This window comes from Streptomyces sp. NPDC047982, from assembly GCF_043204165.1.
Taxonomy (GTDB): domain Bacteria; phylum Actinomycetota; class Actinomycetes; order Streptomycetales; family Streptomycetaceae; genus Streptomyces.
This window is the reverse complement of the sequence record NZ_JBIDBS010000008.1, coordinates 205396-220662: the sequence shown is the minus strand read 5'-3', so window position 1 is coordinate 220662 and position 15267 is coordinate 205396. Positions and strand designations below refer to the sequence as shown.

The following is a 15267-nucleotide window of genomic DNA, read 5'->3' as shown; positions in this document are numbered from 1 at the left end:
GCCGGACCCGGCGGCCGGCGAGCGGGCCGCCGGGCAGGCGGTGACGGGCACCGCGCAGGGACGGCCGGGCCGCTCAGCGCGCGGGCGCGGCGAGGCTGGTGGCCAGCGCGTCGAGGGAGGACTGCGCCTGGGACGGGGAGGTGGTGCCCGATGCCAGGAAGGCGAAGGCGAGCAGCCGGCCACGCGCGTCGACGACCGTACCGGCGAGCGAGTTCACCCCGGTCAGAGTGCCGGTCTTGGCGCGGACCAGGCCGGTGCCCGCGGACTTCGCCGTGTAGCGGTCGCTGAGCGTGCCGGTGAACCCGGCCACGGGGAGACCGGTGAGGACCGGGCGCAGTTCCGGGTGGGCCGGGTCGGCGGCGCGGGCGAGCAGCCCGGCCAGCAGTCCGGCGGTGACCTTGTCCTTGCGGTTCAGCCCGCTGCCGTCGGCGAGGTTCGCGCCTTTCAGGGGCAGGCCGAGCTTGCCGAGTCGCGCGGTGACGGCGCGTCGGCCGCCGTCGAAGTCGGCCGGTTCGCCCGCGGCGACGGCGGTCTGCCGGGCGAGGGCCTCTGCGATGTCGTTGTCGCTGTTGGTCAGGGTGCGCTCGACCAGGGCGGAGAGCGGGGCGGACAGGTGCCGGGCGACCGGACGGGAGTCGGCGGGCGCGCGGCCGGACACCGGGTCGGACGGGACGGCGATCCCCGCGTCGCCGAGCAGCTCGCCGAAGGCGCGGGCGGTGTCACCGGCCGGGTCCTCGCTGCGCGGGGCGGGCCCGCTGTCGCTGCGGTCGAGCCGCCCCTCGTCGGTCATGAGGGCGGTGACGGGCGCGATGTTCTCGTTGGGGCCGATCGGATGGCGTGAGGGGCCGGTGTAGCGGGAGGTGTCGTAGGTGAGACGGACCCTCTCGATGCCCCGCTGCTTCAGGACGCGGGCGGTGTCGGCGGCCAGCGCGCGCAGGGCCGCCCTGTCGAGGGTGGGGTCCCCGCCGCCGACCAGGGTGACGGCCCGGGAGTCGGGGGATGCCTGGACCGTCGTGGCGATGCGGTGGTGGGGGCCGAGCGCGCTCAGGGCGGCGACCGAGGTGGCGATCTTGACCGTGGAGGCGGGGGGCATGGGCGTGTCGGCGCCCTGCCCGTAGAGCCGCTCCCCGGTGGCGGCGTCGATGACGACGGCGGCGCGCGCGGTGCCCAGGGCGGGGTCCTTCAGCAGCCTGCCGAGGTCCGCGGTCAGGGAGGACGCCGCCCGGTCGGGGGCGGTGCGGGCGTCGGGGGCGGAGTCGTCCGCGGTGTCGCCGGCGCCGGCCGGCGCGGAGAGGGCGGCGAGGACGGGCGGCGCGCTGGGTGCGGGCCGCGCCCCGGACGGCGTACCGGCTTCGTGATGTACGCCACCTGTGCCGCCGCGGGCCGCGGCCCAGTCCTGCTCGGCCTTACGCTGACCCGAGTCCCACGGGCCGGCGGCAAGGGCGACGCCGGCCGCGAGCACCAGACCGAGGCCGGCGGCGACGGCCGTGAACTGCCGGTCGTTCAGTCCCTTCAGCCTGGTCGCACCGCCTCTGCGGGTGAGCGCGCCCAGTCTGTCCAGCGGGTTGACCGACGGTCTCTTCACCGGCTCGTCCACCGTTGACCAGCCCCTTTCGCGAGCACACATCTGCGTGGGGGACACTTAATCACCAGTCGTATGTCTTGATCATGGAGGAGCCACCCGTGGAGTTCGACGTCACCATCGAGATTCCGAAGGGTTCGCGGAACAAGTACGAGGTGGACCACGAGACCGGTCGGATCCGTCTGGACCGTCGGCTCTTCACCTCGACGAGCTACCCGGCGGACTACGGCTTCGTCGAGAACACCCTCGGCGAGGACGGCGACCCGCTGGACGCGCTGGTCCTCCTGGACGAGCCGACCTTCCCGGGTTGCCTCATCAAGTGCCGCGCCATCGGCATGTTCCGCATGACGGACGAGGCCGGCGGCGACGACAAGCTGCTGTGCGTGCCGGCCTCCGACCCGCGGGTGGAGCACCTGCGTGACATCCACCACGTGTCGGAGTTCGACCGCCTGGAGATCCAGCACTTCTTCGAGGTCTACAAGGACCTGGAGCCCGGCAAGTCCGTCGAGGGCGCCGACTGGGTGGGCCGTGCCGAGGCCGAGGCCGAGATCGAGGCGTCCTACAAGCGCCTTGAGGCGCAGGGCGGCGCGCACTGACCCGGGGCACACCCCCAGGCACGGCCCGGGAGCGCTGATCCCGGGCCACCGACCCGAGGGCGCGGGCCCGACGGCATCGGTCCGAGGCGCGGGCCGGGCGCCTGCAGCGCCCTGAGCCCGTCGCACGGTCCCGCCGACGATTCCGTTCGCGGTTCCGTTCGCGATCGCTCGCGGTTCCGTTTGTCTCCGATTCGCGCTTCCGCGCCGAATGCGGGCGGCACTCCTTCCGACGGAGTGCCGCCCGTTTCGTCTGTCCGCCGCGCCGCCCGTCCCCTGCGCCCGGCCCCTCGCGGGCCCGCCCCGGGCCCGTATCCGTACCCGGCCCTTCCGTGCCCATACTGGGGGCAGAGGTGCGAGCCGAGGTCGCACAGCCGAGGAGGAACTGGTCGAGTGGTGGCGGAACCGGGTGGTCCTGAGGACCAGAAGCCCCAGTCCGACGAGGCGCGCAGCGCCTTCGTCCCACCAGCCGGGGTAGAACCGCCCGCGTCGGCACCCGACGACGACCACCCGACATCGGAATTCGCCATTCCGGCCGGTCTGACGACCGAGCCCCCGGGGGCGGGCACGGGTTCCGCTTCAGGGTCCGGCTCGGGTCCGGTTTCTGGTTCCGGTTCGGGCTCGGACACGATCGGCTCCGCCTTCGCCCCGCCGAGGACGTACCGCGCCCACCATTCGCCCCCCGCCTTCACTCCGGCGCACGGCAGCCCGATGATCCGGCTGACCAAGGAGGCCCCGTGGCAGGACCGGATGCGCACGATGCTGCGCATGCCGGTCGCCGAGCGTCCCGCGCCCGAGCTGGTGCAGAAGCCCGACGAGACGGGCCCGGCGGTGCCGCGCGTGCTCGACCTGACGCTGCGTATCGGGGAACTGCTGCTCGCCGGTGGCGAGGGTGCGGAGGACGTCGAGGCGGCGATGTTCGCGGTGACCCGCAGCTACGGGCTGGACCGCAGCGAGCCCACGGTCACCTTCACCCTGCTGTCGATCTCGTACCAGCCGTCGCTGGTCGACGACCCGGTGACGGCGAGCCGCACCGTGCGCCGCCGGGGCACCGACTACACCCGGCTGGCAGCCGTCTTCCGGCTCATCGACGACATCACCACAGGGGACGTCGAGGTCTCGCTGGAGGACGCCTACCGGCGCCTGGCGGAGATACGGCGCAACCGGCACCCGTACTCCGGCTGGATCCTGACGCTGGCCGGCGGCGGTCTCGCGGGGGCGGCCTCGGTGCTGGTCGGCGGTGGCGCGCTGGTGTTCGTGGTGGCCGCGATCGGCGCGATGCTCGGCGACCGGCTCGCCTGGCTGTGCGCCGGGCGCGGGCTGCCGGAGTTCTATCAGTTCGTGGTGGCGGCGATGCCGCCCGCCGCGCTGGGCGTGGCGCTGACCCTGACCCACTGGTCGGATGTACGGCCGTCCGCGGTCATCACGGGTGGGCTGTTCGCGCTGCTGCCGGGGCGGGCCCTGGTGGCGGGCGTGCAGGACGGGCTGACCGGTTTCTACATCACGGCGGCGGCACGCCTGCTCGAAGTCATGTACCTGTTCATCGGCATCGTCGTCGGTGTGCTGCTCGTGCTGTACATGGGCCTCCAGCTGGGCGCGCAACTGAACCCCGGGACCAGGTTCTTCGCCCCCGACCGGCCCGTGGTGCAGATCCTGGCGTCCATGGCGCTCTGTTTCGCCTTCGCGATCCTGCTCCAGCAGGACCGTTCCACGGTCCTGGCGGTGACCCTCAACGGCGCCGTGGCCTGGGTGGTCTACGGGGCGATGGCCCGTACCGGAAACATCTCACCGGTGCTGGCGACGGCGACGGCGGCCGGCCTGGTGGGCCTGTTCGGACAGCTCCTCTCGCGTTACCGGCACACCTCGTCGCTCCCCTTCATCACGGCGGCGATCGGCCCGCTGCTGCCTGGTTCGGCCACGTACTTCGGTCTGCTGGCCGTGGCGCAGGGCAACGTGAACGCCGGGCTCGGGTCGCTGTCCACCGCGGTCGCGACGGCGCTCGCCATCGCGATCGGGGTGAACCTGGGGAGCGAGATCTCCCGGCTGTTCATGCGGGTGCCGGGGGAGGTCGGCGGCGCACAACGCCGCGCGGCCAAGCGGACGCGCGGCTTCTGAGCCCGGGTCACCACGCCCGAGCCCGGGTCACGGCCTCCGAGCCCAGTCATGACGAGCCGGGTGCGGCTTCCCGGCCCCGTTCGGCCTGCCGGCCCCGGGTTCGGCCCGCCGGTCGGCCTTCGGCCTCCGCACCCGCGGCGAGCGGCTCACGGGCTACGGACCCGCGGGCGGTGCCGGTACGCCACGGGGGCGTACGCGCAGTACGCGTACGCCCCCGTGGGAAGCAGGTGACGTGAGTCGCGGAACCGGGTCAGCGCTTGGCGTGGCGCCCGCGCTGGACCACGGCCGGGCCGCCGTCCACGGCTGCCCCTTCGCCCGTGCCGTCGCCCGTCGCCGCGGCCTTCTTCCCCTTGGAACGGGCCCGCAGGAACTCGACCACGATCGGCAACACCGAGATGAGCACGATCAGGATGAGTATGGCCTCGATGTTCTTGTGCACGAACTCGATCTTGCCGAGGGCGGAGCCGAGCAGCGTGACACCGACCCCCCACAGGATCCCGCCGACGATGTTGAACACGATGAACGAGCGGTAGTTCATCCGGCTCACACCGGCGATGATCGGCGTGAACGTCCGCACCACGGGGACGAAGCGGGCGAGGATCAGCGACTTCGGCCCGTACTTCTCGAAGAATTCGTGCGCCTTCTCGACGTTCTCCTGCTTGAAGAGGCGGGAGTCCGGGCGCTTGAAGAGCGATGGGCCGACCTTGCGGCCGAAGAGATACCCCACCTGGTCACCGATGATCGCCGCGGCGGCCACCAGCGTGCAGACCAGCCAGAGCGGGTGCCGCAGCTGGTCCGTGGTCACCAGCAGGCCCGTGGTGAACAGCAGGGAGTCACCGGGCAGGAAGAAGCCGATCAGCAGTCCGGACTCGGCGAAGACGATGAGGAGGACGCCGGGAAGTCCGAAGGTGTTGATGAGATAGTCCGGGTCCAGCCAGCTCGGTCCGAGCGCAAGCGTATTCAAGGGTCCGGGCTCCTGAGTCGGTCAATGGCGGCAGAGTGGCCGCCGACAACTGCGTGGCCGCCCAAAGCTATCAACGCAGAATGCCGCCGTCGGGTTCCAGGCTCCCTCACGGGCGCACGGACCGGGCCAACCAGGACAAAGCCCTCCCTTGTACGGCTGCACAGCCGCAGCAGTACGGTCATGCGGCTGTGCAGCAGTACGTCCGAGCGCCCGTGCAGCCGGGCGGCCGCGACGTTACGAGAGGCGTTCCGCGTTGGCGGCGATGGCATCGCGCAGGTGCTCGGCCAGGCCGGGCCGCGTCGCTTCGTAGAAGTCGCGGAACCGCGGGTCGGACACGTACATCTCCGCGAGCCCCCGGTGTATCTCGGGCGTGCACGCGTAGAACCACTTGGTGATGTGCTGCCGGTGCGCCTCGGCCAGCTCCATCGCGCGCTCACCGGTGGCCGGTTCACCGGCCTCCATCAGGGCGTCGTAGGCGGCGCCCCAGTCGGCCACCTCCGCCTGCATCCGTTTCCAGTCCCCCTTCGTGTACCGGGCGGTCCGGCGCTGCGACGCGGCATAGGCGTCGGTGCCGCCCCAGCGGCGTTCGGCCTCCGCGGCGTGCTCCTCGGGGTCCTTGTCCCCGAACACCTCGAACTTCTCCTCCGGTGTGAGGTCGATGCCCATCTTGCGTGCCTCCATGGCGTTCTCGACGGCGTCCGCCATCCTCTGGAGCCCGGCGATCCGGTCGGTCAGCAGTCGGTGCTGGCGGCGCAGATGTTCGTGCGGGTCCGCGTCCGGATCGTCGAGCAGTACCGCGATCTCGTCGAGCGGGAAGCCCAGCTCCCGGTAGAACCGGATCTGCTGCAGCCGGTCCAGGTCCGCGTCGGCGTACCGGCGGTGGCCAAAGTGGCTGCGTCCACTGGGTGAGAGCAGCCCGATGGCGTCGTAGTGGTGCAGGGTGCGCACCGTGACCCCGGCGAAACCGGCGACCTGTCCCACGGAATAGTCCACGACTCTCCCCACTCCCTTCTTCGTTCTCCGCGTCTCGCGTCTCCGCGCGGCTGCGTTCCGCTCTCCGCCCGGCCATGTCCCGCTCGCCACCCGAGTACGTCCGGCTCTCCGCTACCCGCCGGAATCGGGTGCGTTCCGAGCCTGCGCCCTGACGCCACGTGAGGTGCAAGCGGGAAGTGAGAAATCTCCCCCGCATCGCAGACTCATCACAATGCCTGCAATTCGGCGCATTATGCGATCTTTACTCCATTATGGTGAGCCGATGGACACCGCTTCCCCTGCTGCCGTCGGGCCCGCTGCCGGGCCCGCCCCCGTGCGCCGCCTGCTGCCCCTCATCGCGCCCGCATTGGCCGTCGGGGTCGCCTCGGCCCTCGTCCTGCTCGGGGTGGACCTGATCGCGGAGCAGGTGCGGGTCGTGCTCTGGGAGACGTTCCCCGACGCTCTCTCGGTCGACCGGTGGTCCGCACTCTGGATCATCGTGGTGCTCACCACGTCCGGGCTGGTGGCGGGTCTGCTCATCCGGACGGTGCCCGGCCACGCGGGCCCCGATCCGGCGACCACCGGGCTCGTCGATCCGCCGTCGCCGCCAGGCGTGGTTCCGGGGCTGCTGCTCGCCACGGTCATCACCCTGGCAGCCGGGGTCAGTCTCGGTCCGGAGAATCCGGTCACGGCCGCCAACGTCGCGCTCGCCTTCTGGCTGGGCCGCCGTCTCGCCCCGGACACCGGGGCGGAGCTGTGGGGCTCCCTGGCCGCGGCGGGCACCATCGGCGCGCTGTTCGGCACCCCGATCGCCGCCGCGCTGATCCTCTCCGAGACCCTCGCGTCCCGTCCCGCGCCGGGCGCGCTCTGGGACCGGCTGTTCGGCCCGCTCGCGGCGGGCGCGGCCGGGGCCCTCACCATGACGTTGCTGGCCCGCCCGGCCTTCGACCTCTCGCTGCCGCCCTACACCCGTCCGCAAGGGGGCGATCTGCTCTCCTCGGTCGTCATCGCCATCGCGGGCGCGGCGCTGGGCCTACTGGCGGTGTATGCCTTCCCGTACGCGCACCGGTTCTTCCAGGCGTCGAAACGGCCCGTCCTGGCCCTGACGGTCGGCGGGCTGCTGCTCGGCCTGCTGGGCGCGCTGGGCGGCAGTCTCACCCTGTTCAAGGGGCTCGACGAGGTGAAGGAGCTCGCCGGCGACCCGGACGGCTGGTCGGCGGGGCAGTTCGCAGTGCTGGCCCTGGTGAAGACGGCGGCGCTGCTGATCGCGGCGACCTGCGGATTCCGGGGCGGGCGGATCTTCCCCGCCGTCTTCGTGGGTGTCGCGCTGGGGTTGTGCGCCCACGCCCTGGTCTCGGCGGTGCCGGTGACCCTGGCGGTGGCGTGCGCGGTGCTGGGCGTGCTGCTCGCCGTCACCCGGCAGGGCTGGCTGAGCCTGTTCACGGCCGCGGTGCTGGTCGGTGACACGGGCGTGCTGCCGCTGCTGTGCGTCGCCTCACTGCCGGCGTGGCTGCTGGTGACCGGGCGCCCGCTGATGCAACTGCGCGAGGACGGTACGCCGCTGAGGTGACCCACCCGCGCCGTCGCTCCGCCCGACGCGCCCCGTCCGACGCACCCTCGGGCACACCGCCGAGCCGCACCTCACGGAACGCACCGCGCCCGCCCTGCCACGCCTCGCTCCGCCCTACTCCGCTCCCGCCCCGCCGCACCACGAACGCCTCACACCACTCGACTGCTCGACGCACCGGATGCCCATGTTCCGTATCATCACCTCCGCATGAATACGTCCGGACATGTCCGGACGTACCTCCTCATGCCCTGCCGGAGGTCTCCGCGATGTCCACCCCCGTCAACCTCGCCGTCATCCATCCCGGTCGGCCGGCAGACGCTGACCGCCGCCCGGGTCCGGGCCGCGCGGGTCGTGACGTTCACCCGCGCCATCAACGACGGCCTCTGCGCAGCGCGTTGATCCCCGTGCGCAGCGCCGCGTCCTCACACGAACCCCGCGCCACAGAGGCAAGGACGCGAAGGCCACAGCACGAAGGGCCACAGCACCGAGACCGCGACGCGAAGTTCGCGGCGCGGAGCCCGTCGAGAGGCGGCAAGACGGCAAGCCGACAAGTCGCGAAGTCGAAAAGCTGAGCAGTGGAGAAGCCCGGAACCCCGGGGCCCCGGAAGCGCAGACACCCAAAGTCCAGACGTCCAGACGCCCAAAAACGAGAAGAGCTGTCCGCCGATGCCTCTCCATACAGGATCGCCCCGAGGTACGGAACCGTCCCGGGAACGCCGCAGGCTCGCCCTCAACCCGTTCTTCGGGGAGGCCGATCCGGTCGCCGGCATGGAGACGGCGCCGCCCCGCCACCGGCTTCCCGACGGACCGATGCCACCGTCGACCGCGTACCAACTGGTCCACGACGAGCTGATGCTGGACGGCAACGCGCGGCTCAACCTCGCGACCTTCGTCACCACCTGGATGGAGCCCCAGGCCGGGGTGCTGATGGGCGAGTGCCGCGACAAGAACATGATCGACAAGGACGAGTATCCACGCACCGCCGAACTGGAGCGGCGGTGCGTGGCGATGCTCGCCGATCTGTGGAACGCGCCCGACCCGTCGGCCGCTGTGGGCTGTTCGACGACCGGTTCCAGCGAGGCGTGCATGCTCGCGGGCATGGCGCTGAAACGCCGTTGGGCGGCCAGGAACGCCGACCGCTACCCGGCGACCGCCCGACCGAACCTGGTCATGGGCATCAATGTGCAGGTCTGCTGGGAGAAGTTCTGCAACTTCTGGGAGATCGAGGCGCGGCAGGTCCCGATGGAGGGCGACCGCTTCCATCTCGATCCGCGGGCGGCGGCCGATCTCTGCGACGAGAACACCATCGGCGTCGTCGGCGTCCTCGGCTCCACCTTCGACGGCTCGTACGAGCCGATCGCGGACCTCTGCGCGGCCTTGGACGCGCTCCAGGAGCGCACCGGCCTCGACATCCCCGTCCATGTCGACGGCGCGTCCGGCGGGATGATCGCGCCGTTCCTGGACCCGGACCTGGTGTGGGACTTCCGGCTGCCCCGGGTCTCCTCGATCAACACCTCGGGCCACAAGTACGGACTGGTCTACCCCGGTGTCGGCTGGGCGCTGTGGCGCTCGCCCGCCGAACTTCCCGAGGAGCTGGTCTTCCGGGTCAACTACCTCGGCGGCGACATGCCGACCTTCGCGCTGAACTTCTCCCGGCCCGGCTCCCAGGTGGTCGCGCAGTACTACACGTTCCTGCGGCTGGGCCGGGACGGCTACCGGGCAGTCCAGCAGTCGTCCCGGGACATCGCCTGCCATCTGGCGGGACAGATCGAGGCGTTGGGGGACTTCCGGCTGCTCACGCGGGGCGATGAGCTGCCCGTCTTCGCGCTGACGACCACACCGGACGTGGAGGCGTACGACGTCTTCGACGTGTCGCGGCGGCTGCGCGAGCGCGGCTGGCTGGTTCCCGCGTACACCTTCCCCGCCAACCGGCAGGACCTCTCCGTGCTCCGGGTGGTGTGCCGCAACGGCTTCTCGTCGGACCTGGCCGAGCTGCTCATGGAGGACCTGCGGCTGGTCCTGCCGGAACTACGCCGCCAGCCACACCCGTTGACCCACGACAAGCAGGCGGCGACTTCCTTTCACCACTGACTTCCGCCACTGGTTCCCGCCGCCGACCGCCACCGCCTGCCGCGTCCGCTCCCGTTGGCTGTCGCCTGCAGGCCCTGGTCCCCGGCCCGGGCGAACTCCCCACCCCGGCGCTCAGAAGACTGCGGTCAGCAACAACCACCCTACGACCGAGCCCGGTTCGGCATGGCCGGGCGGCCCCGTGCTCACTCGTCGTCGCCGGGATCGTGGACACCCGTCGCGTACGGATTCTCCTGCCCCTCCGCGAGCACACCGACGAACGGTTCGCCCTCCCCGGCGAAGGTGTACGCCCCAGCCTCGATACGGGCGATCAGCCCGCGCGTCCACTCGGCCCCGGCGTCCGCCGAATGGACCCACATGTTCATGATCTCGCCGATGTGGCCGAGCGATTCGGGCCCGGCCTCGGGCGTGTAGTACTCGGTGACCGAAGCCCGCCAGGCCGCGAGACCGGCCACCCGCTTCTTGAGCAGCCCGACCGCTTCGGACCGCTCCAGGTCGACCATGCCTCCGAGGCCCGCCGCCAGCGCATCCGGCCGCTGGTCGTACGAGGTCAGCGCCTCGCGCAGCAGCGCCAGGTATTCCTCGTTGCCCCGCTCGGTGATCTCGTACTCGGTGCGGGGCGGGCCGCCCACCGTGCTCGGAGCGGTCTCGTGGGCGACCAGCAGCCCCTGCTTCGCCATCTGCTTCAGCGCGTGATAGATCGATCCGGGTTTGGCGTTGGACCATTCGTGGGCGCCCCAGTACTCCAGGTCGTTGCGGACCTGGTAGCCGTGCGCCCGGCCGTGCTGACGCACGGCGCACAGGACGAGCAGCCGGATCGCGGACATGTCACGCACCCTCTCCTGGTCAACTTTGACCAGCGTAACCCTCCGCCCTGGCGACCAGCTCGTACGCGGTGCTGCCGTCCAGGGACTCCCGGATGATGTCGGCGTGCCCGGCATGACGCGCCTGCTCCTCGACGAGGTGGAGCAGCAGCCAGCGCATCGAGACCCGCCCCTCCTCGGGGAACCAGGGCCTGTCGGGCAGCGGGAAAGTGTCGTCCATGCTGGGCACCGCGCGGATGAACGCCTCCACCTCGGCCGCGACGCCGTCCCAGAACTCCAGCATCCCTTCCACGCTCTCGTCGCCGACGAGCCGGAAGCTGTCTGCCCAGGTCTCCTCGGTGCGGGATGTCTCGCTCGGCTGTTGCTGGGCCATGCGCAGCCAGTTGAGCTCGCACTCGGCGGCATGCTTGAGCAGCCCGGACAGGGACAGTTCGCTCGCGCTGGGTCGGCTCGCCGCCTGCTGCGCGGTCAGACCGCTCAGCGAGCGTCGGATCGCGCCGCGCTGTGCCGCGAGGAAGGAGAGGAGCGCGCCGCGCTCGTCGCCGAAGGCTTCCGCGGGAACGTGAGTGACCATGATGTCCACCTCGGGATCGGTGTCGGTTTCTGATCGTTCTTCCTGACACCGGCCACGCTAGAAGCCCATCAGGTCAGATCCCGACCTCACGGTTCACATCCCTGAAGGAGCCGGAACGCTAGGGCGTGTTTTCGCGAAGTCGCGTCTGGCCTTCGGGCGGACGACGCTACTTTCGAAGCACGCCCTGGAACGGGAACGCGCTCCGACCGTGCTGGATGGACATCCACGTCTGGGTCGTGAAGGCTTCGACGGCCGCCTCGCCGTTGAGTCGGCCGACCCCGGAGGACTTCTCGCCGCCGAAGACCACCAGCGGGTCGTCCTGGACGGTGGAGCCGTTGACGTGGAACATCCCGCTGACCACGCGCCGCGCGAACCGCACCCCGCGCTCGATGCCGCGGGTGTGGACGGCGCCGCTCAGCCCGTACGGGGTGTCGTTGGCGATGCGTACGGCTTCGTCCTCGCCGTCGAACGCCATCAGCACCACCACCGGACCGAAGATCTCCTGGGACAGCAGCGGGGAGTCCTCTGGCAGCCCGGTGAGCACGGTCGGTTCGACGAGGTTGCCGCGCGTACGGCCCCGTACGGGTGCGGTGGCCCCTTCGGCGAGGGCCTGGTCGACGAGGGCGGTCAGGGCTTCGGCCTGGAACGTGTTGATGACCGGTCCGATCTCGGTCCGCGGGTCTCTGGGGTCGCCGGTCCGCAGCGCGGCCACCCGCGCGATGAACTTCTCGGTGAACTCCCGCTCGACGCGCCGGTCCACCAGGACGCGGTTGGCGGCCGTGCAGACCTGGCCCTGGTACATGAAGCGGCTGAAGACGGCGGCGTCGACGGCGTGGTCGATGTCCGCGTCGTCCAGCACCACCAGTGCGCTGTTGCCGCTGAGTTCGAGAATCGCGCGCTTGAAGTGCCGGGCCGCGACGGCGCCGACGTGCCGGCCCACCCGGTCCGTGCCCGCGAAAGAGATCGCCTTGGGCACGGGGTGCTCGATGAACGCGTCCCCGATCTCGGCGACATCGGTGATCAGCACGTTGAGAAGTCCTGCGGGCAACCCGGCGTCCTCGAAGATCTTCGCCAGCAGAACACCGCCGGCGACCGGCGCGTTCTGATTGGGCTTGACGACGACGGCGTTGCCGAGCGCAAGAGCCGGCGCGACGGACTTCATCGCCACCAGGAAAGGGAAGTTGAAGGGGCTTATGACACCCACGACGCCTATCGGCCTGCGGTGGACACGGTTCTCCTTGCCGTCCACCGGGGAGGGAAGAATGCGGCCCATGGGGCCCAGTGCCAGCCGTGTCGCGTCGCGCAGGAATTCCTTGGCCGCGTGGATCTCCTGCTCGGCCTTGGAGCGGGTGCCGCCCAGTTCGTCGATGATGACCTCGGCGATGGCTTCGTGCTGCTCACCGATGAGGCGCAGGGCGCGCTCCAGAATGGCACGGCGTTCGTACGGCCCCGTGGTGGCCCAGGACTGCTGGGCGCGTTCGGCCGCGCGGTAGGCGAGGTCGACCTCGCGCGCGGTCGCGATGGTGATAGCGGCGAGTTTCTCACCGTTGTAGGGATTGAAATCGATGATGTCCCACGAGCCGCTTCCGGTCCGCCACTCGCCGTCGATGTACTGGTCGGCCAGCTCGTAGAAGAACGACATACGATCCCCAACTCAGGTGCAGACTCCCATCGGACCGTCATCGTAACGATGAATCAGGTCAGTTGGAGCAGGCCACGAAGGAGATCGCGGCTCTCCTCGGGGCCCGGACTGTCCTCATGCAACCGCGTCATGGCCTTTTCGTACTGAGCGACTTCTTCTGCCTTGTCCAGATAGAGCGCACTTGTCAGCTGCTCCAAGTAGACAATGTCCGACAGATCGGATTCCGGGAATCGGAGCATGGTGAATGAACCTCCCTCTCCCGCGTGTCCGCCGAAACTGAAGGGCATCACCTGGAGGGTGATGCTGGGGTGTTCGGACATTTCGATGAGGTGCCGCAATTGCCCGCGCATCACTTCGCGGTCCCCGTACGGGCGGCGCAGCGCCGCCTCGTCCAGCACCGCGTGGAAACGGGGCGCACGTTCGGAGACGAGGGCCTTCTGGCGTTCCAGCCGAAGGGCGACACGACGCTCGACCTCGACGGCGGGGGCGTCGCCGCCCATGCCCCGGGTGACGACCGCGTGCGCGTACGCCTCCGTCTGCAAGAGTCCATGGACGAACTGGACTTCGTACACCCGAATGAGCGACGCCGCGCCCTCCAGGCCGACGTACGTCTGGAACCACCCGGGCAGCACGTCGCCGTAACTGTGCCACCACCCCGCCACGTTGGCCTCGCGCGCCAGGCCGAGCAGCGCCTCGCGCTCCGCCTCGTCCGTGACTCCGTAGAGCGTGAGCAGGTCCTCTACGTCCCTGGCCTTGAAGCTCACCCGTCCCAACTCCATGCGGCTGATCTTGGATTCGGATGCCCGGATGGAGTAGCCGGCCGCCTCGCGGGTGATCCCGCGCGAGTCGCGCAATCGCCTGAGCTGTGAGCCCAGCAGGATGCGCCGCACCACAGATCCACTCGACTCGCCTGCCGCCACTGGTCCGGTCCTCCCCATCGCTTCCTGGACACGGGGCCGCCCCCAGAACCCCAAGTGCCGGATTCTGCCACCAAAACGCTTCGCCCCGTACTCATTCGATTACGCAGACGGGAAGGGCTTCGTAAAGCCGTGAAAATCCCCGCAGGAAGAAATGACCAAGAACCATCACGGGTTCGGACAGGTCCGGCACGTGCACGTGCATCTGCCCTTGCATCTGCTCGGCGCATTCGGAACGATGGCCATCGCGCACCTGCGTGCTCGTTCGTGTTGTGCCGCTGTACCCCGTAGTACCGATACAGCCGCGAATCCCGGGAGTGCCTCGCATGGGGACGAATGGATCGACGATGCTCGCGCCGTTACGGCAAGGGCTTCCACCCATCGATCCCTCAGCCGTCTCCGGCTCAGCCACCTGTACCTTGCCCGCCCGCTACGAAGCCGTCGGCGGGGCACGGCGGTTCACCAGGACCACGCTGACCGGCTGGGGACTGGACGACCGCTTCGACGACGTCGCACTGGTCGTCTCCGAACTCGTCACCAACGCGCTGCGCCACGCACTTCCCTCGGACATCGCACCGGAACCCCAGGAACCACCCGTTCGGATGCACTTGATGCGTTGGAGCTCACGCCTGGTGTGCGCGGTGCGCGACCCCAGTCAGGAGAGCCCGATCGCCTCGGAGGCAGCGGACTGCGCGGAGTCGGGGCGCGGTCTCTTCCTGGTGGAGTCCATCAGCGACTCGTGGGGCTGGTACCCCTCGCCCTTCCTCGGCGCGGAAGGCGTCGGGGCCGGGGTGATGCCGCGCGGCAAGGTCGTCTGGGCGCTCTTCCGGCTGTCCGGGTGCACGGAGGCAGCGGTCGGCCCACGGGTTCCGTGCACCCGCGCACCCGGTGGACACCTGGCGACCTGACCGCCGGACGGGTCACCCGGCCGACGGGCGAGCGGCTTGTCCGATGGGCGAGCGGCTTGTCCGGTGGGCGGCTTGCCCAGGAGGCGGCGCGCCCAGCGAGTGGCGCGGCACGTCCCGGGTGGGCGGTGCGCGCCCCGTCGGTCCGCAGGACCTACGCGCCTTCTCACTCCGGCCGTCCGCACGACTGTTGAGGGATGCGGTCAGCCACCCGCGACAAGATGGTCGAACTCGCCGTCCTTCACGCCGAGCAGCAACGCCTGTATCTCGGCCGGCGTATAGACCAGTGCCGGACCGTCGGGGTGGCGCGAATTCCGCATCGCCACATCCCCGCCGGGCAGTTTCGCGAACTCCACACATGAACCCTGGGAGTTGCTGTGTCTGCTCTTCTGCCAGACGACTCCGCGAAGCTCTGTGGCCGCCATGCCGTTGTACACGTGGTGCACAGGACGCTCCCCGAGTTACAAGGTGCAGGTGTCAACTGTCTCGGATCATAACCTTGTTCAGATATCCATGCATGA

General features: G+C 70.3%; 14 protein-coding genes. 5 read left to right on the top strand and 9 right to left on the bottom strand.

From position 1 onward, the window contains the following. Positions 1-73 precede the first annotated feature (73 nt). Entirely contained in the window at positions 74-1597 is a 1524-nt protein-coding gene (gene dacB, locus ACGF2V_RS12985; RefSeq protein ID WP_362709734.1) for a D-alanyl-D-alanine carboxypeptidase/D-alanyl-D-alanine-endopeptidase, read from the bottom strand. 86 nt (positions 1598-1683) lie between these two features. Between dacB and ACGF2V_RS12980 the strand changes: the two genes are divergently transcribed. Together ACGF2V_RS12980 and ACGF2V_RS12975 are read left to right on the top strand one after the other, a co-directional pair. After that, complete coding sequence (locus ACGF2V_RS12980) at positions 1684-2178, top strand: inorganic diphosphatase (protein WP_351518875.1); 495 nt, start codon at positions 1684-1686, stop codon at positions 2176-2178. 390 nt (positions 2179-2568) lie between these two features. Beyond that, complete coding sequence (locus ACGF2V_RS12975; protein WP_362626389.1) at positions 2569-4290, top strand: threonine/serine exporter family protein; 1722 nt, start codon at positions 2569-2571, stop codon at positions 4288-4290. A gap of 250 nt (positions 4291-4540) precedes the next feature. On the opposite strand, the gene ACGF2V_RS12970 is transcribed toward ACGF2V_RS12975, so the two are convergent. Together ACGF2V_RS12970 and ACGF2V_RS12965 are read right to left on the bottom strand one after the other, a co-directional pair. Continuing rightward, the gene (locus ACGF2V_RS12970; RefSeq protein WP_362626386.1) at positions 4541-5254 is read right to left on the bottom strand and encodes a VTT domain-containing protein; all 714 of its coding nucleotides are present in this window, start codon (positions 5252-5254) and stop codon (positions 4541-4543) included. 234 nt (positions 5255-5488) lie between these two features. Then, on the bottom strand, positions 5489-6247 hold the full coding sequence (locus ACGF2V_RS12965) for a MerR family transcriptional regulator (RefSeq protein WP_362709737.1): 759 nt from the start codon (positions 6245-6247) through the stop codon (positions 5489-5491). Between the two features lie 262 nt (positions 6248-6509). Here ACGF2V_RS12965 and ACGF2V_RS12960 point away from each other — a divergent pair, with 262 nt between their 5' ends. Both ACGF2V_RS12960 and ACGF2V_RS12955 read left to right on the top strand, forming a co-directional pair. Continuing rightward, entirely contained in the window at positions 6510-7796 is a 1287-nt protein-coding gene (locus ACGF2V_RS12960; protein ID WP_362626381.1) for an ion channel protein, read from the top strand. A gap of 666 nt (positions 7797-8462) precedes the next feature. Next, entirely contained in the window at positions 8463-9887 is a 1425-nt protein-coding gene (locus tag ACGF2V_RS12955; RefSeq protein ID WP_362626378.1) for a glutamate decarboxylase, read from the top strand. Positions 9888-10069: 182 nt separating this feature from the next. Here ACGF2V_RS12955 and ACGF2V_RS12950 read toward each other — a convergent pair whose 3' ends face one another. The 5 genes from ACGF2V_RS12950 to ACGF2V_RS12930 all read right to left on the bottom strand — a co-directional run bounded on the left by ACGF2V_RS12950 (position 10070) and on the right by ACGF2V_RS12930 (position 14253). Then, complete coding sequence (locus ACGF2V_RS12950; RefSeq protein ID WP_362626375.1) at positions 10070-10711, bottom strand: PadR family transcriptional regulator; 642 nt, start codon at positions 10709-10711, stop codon at positions 10070-10072. A 19-nt stretch (positions 10712-10730) separates the two neighbouring features. After that, positions 10731-11282, bottom strand: coding sequence for a DinB family protein (locus ACGF2V_RS12945; RefSeq protein WP_362626372.1), 552 nt, complete (start codon positions 11280-11282; stop codon positions 10731-10733). A 166-nt stretch (positions 11283-11448) separates the two neighbouring features. Beyond that, positions 11449-12924 carry an aldehyde dehydrogenase family protein gene (locus ACGF2V_RS12940; RefSeq protein WP_362626370.1) on the bottom strand — a complete coding sequence of 492 codons (1476 nt, stop codon included), beginning with the start codon at positions 12922-12924 and terminating at the stop codon, positions 11449-11451. A 53-nt stretch (positions 12925-12977) separates the two neighbouring features. Further along, positions 12978-13862: a helix-turn-helix transcriptional regulator gene (locus ACGF2V_RS12935; protein WP_362626367.1), complete on the bottom strand. Its 885-nt coding sequence runs from the start codon at positions 13860-13862 to the stop codon at positions 12978-12980. A gap of 73 nt (positions 13863-13935) precedes the next feature. Next, the gene (locus ACGF2V_RS12930) at positions 13936-14253 is read right to left on the bottom strand and encodes a hypothetical protein (RefSeq protein WP_362626461.1); all 318 of its coding nucleotides are present in this window, start codon (positions 14251-14253) and stop codon (positions 13936-13938) included. On the opposite strand from ACGF2V_RS12930, the gene ACGF2V_RS12925 reads away from it, so the two are divergent. Beyond that, positions 14189-14749, top strand: a complete 561-nt coding sequence (locus tag ACGF2V_RS12925) for an ATP-binding protein (protein ID WP_362709760.1) — start codon at positions 14189-14191, stop codon at positions 14747-14749. The genes ACGF2V_RS12930 and ACGF2V_RS12925 overlap by 65 nt on opposite strands. Positions 14750-14949: 200 nt before the next feature. On the opposite strand, the gene ACGF2V_RS12920 is transcribed toward ACGF2V_RS12925, so the two are convergent. Continuing rightward, entirely contained in the window at positions 14950-15192 is a 243-nt protein-coding gene (locus tag ACGF2V_RS12920; protein WP_362626364.1) for a DUF397 domain-containing protein, read from the bottom strand. Positions 15193-15267 lie beyond the last annotated feature (75 nt).

What these genes read in the sequence shown, in the direction of transcription:
- ACGF2V_RS12960 (WP_362626381.1), top strand. Translation starts at nt 6,510, where the DNA reads ATGGACACCGCTTCCCCTGCTGCCGTCGGGCCCGCTGCCGGGCCCGCC.
- ACGF2V_RS12955 (WP_362626378.1), top strand. Translation starts at nt 8,463, where the DNA reads ATGCCTCTCCATACAGGATCGCCCCGAGGTACGGAACCGTCCCGGGAA.
- ACGF2V_RS12950 (WP_362626375.1), bottom strand. Translation starts at nt 10,711, where the DNA reads ATGTCCGCGATCCGGCTGCTCGTCCTGTGCGCCGTGCGTCAGCACGGC.
- ACGF2V_RS12945 (WP_362626372.1), bottom strand. Translation starts at nt 11,282, where the DNA reads ATGGTCACTCACGTTCCCGCGGAAGCCTTCGGCGACGAGCGCGGCGCG.
- ACGF2V_RS12940 (WP_362626370.1), bottom strand. Translation starts at nt 12,924, where the DNA reads ATGTCGTTCTTCTACGAGCTGGCCGACCAGTACATCGACGGCGAGTGG.
- ACGF2V_RS12935 (WP_362626367.1), bottom strand. Translation starts at nt 13,862, where the DNA reads ATGGGGAGGACCGGACCAGTGGCGGCAGGCGAGTCGAGTGGATCTGTG.
- ACGF2V_RS12925 (WP_362709760.1), top strand. Translation starts at nt 14,189, where the DNA reads ATGCTCGCGCCGTTACGGCAAGGGCTTCCACCCATCGATCCCTCAGCC.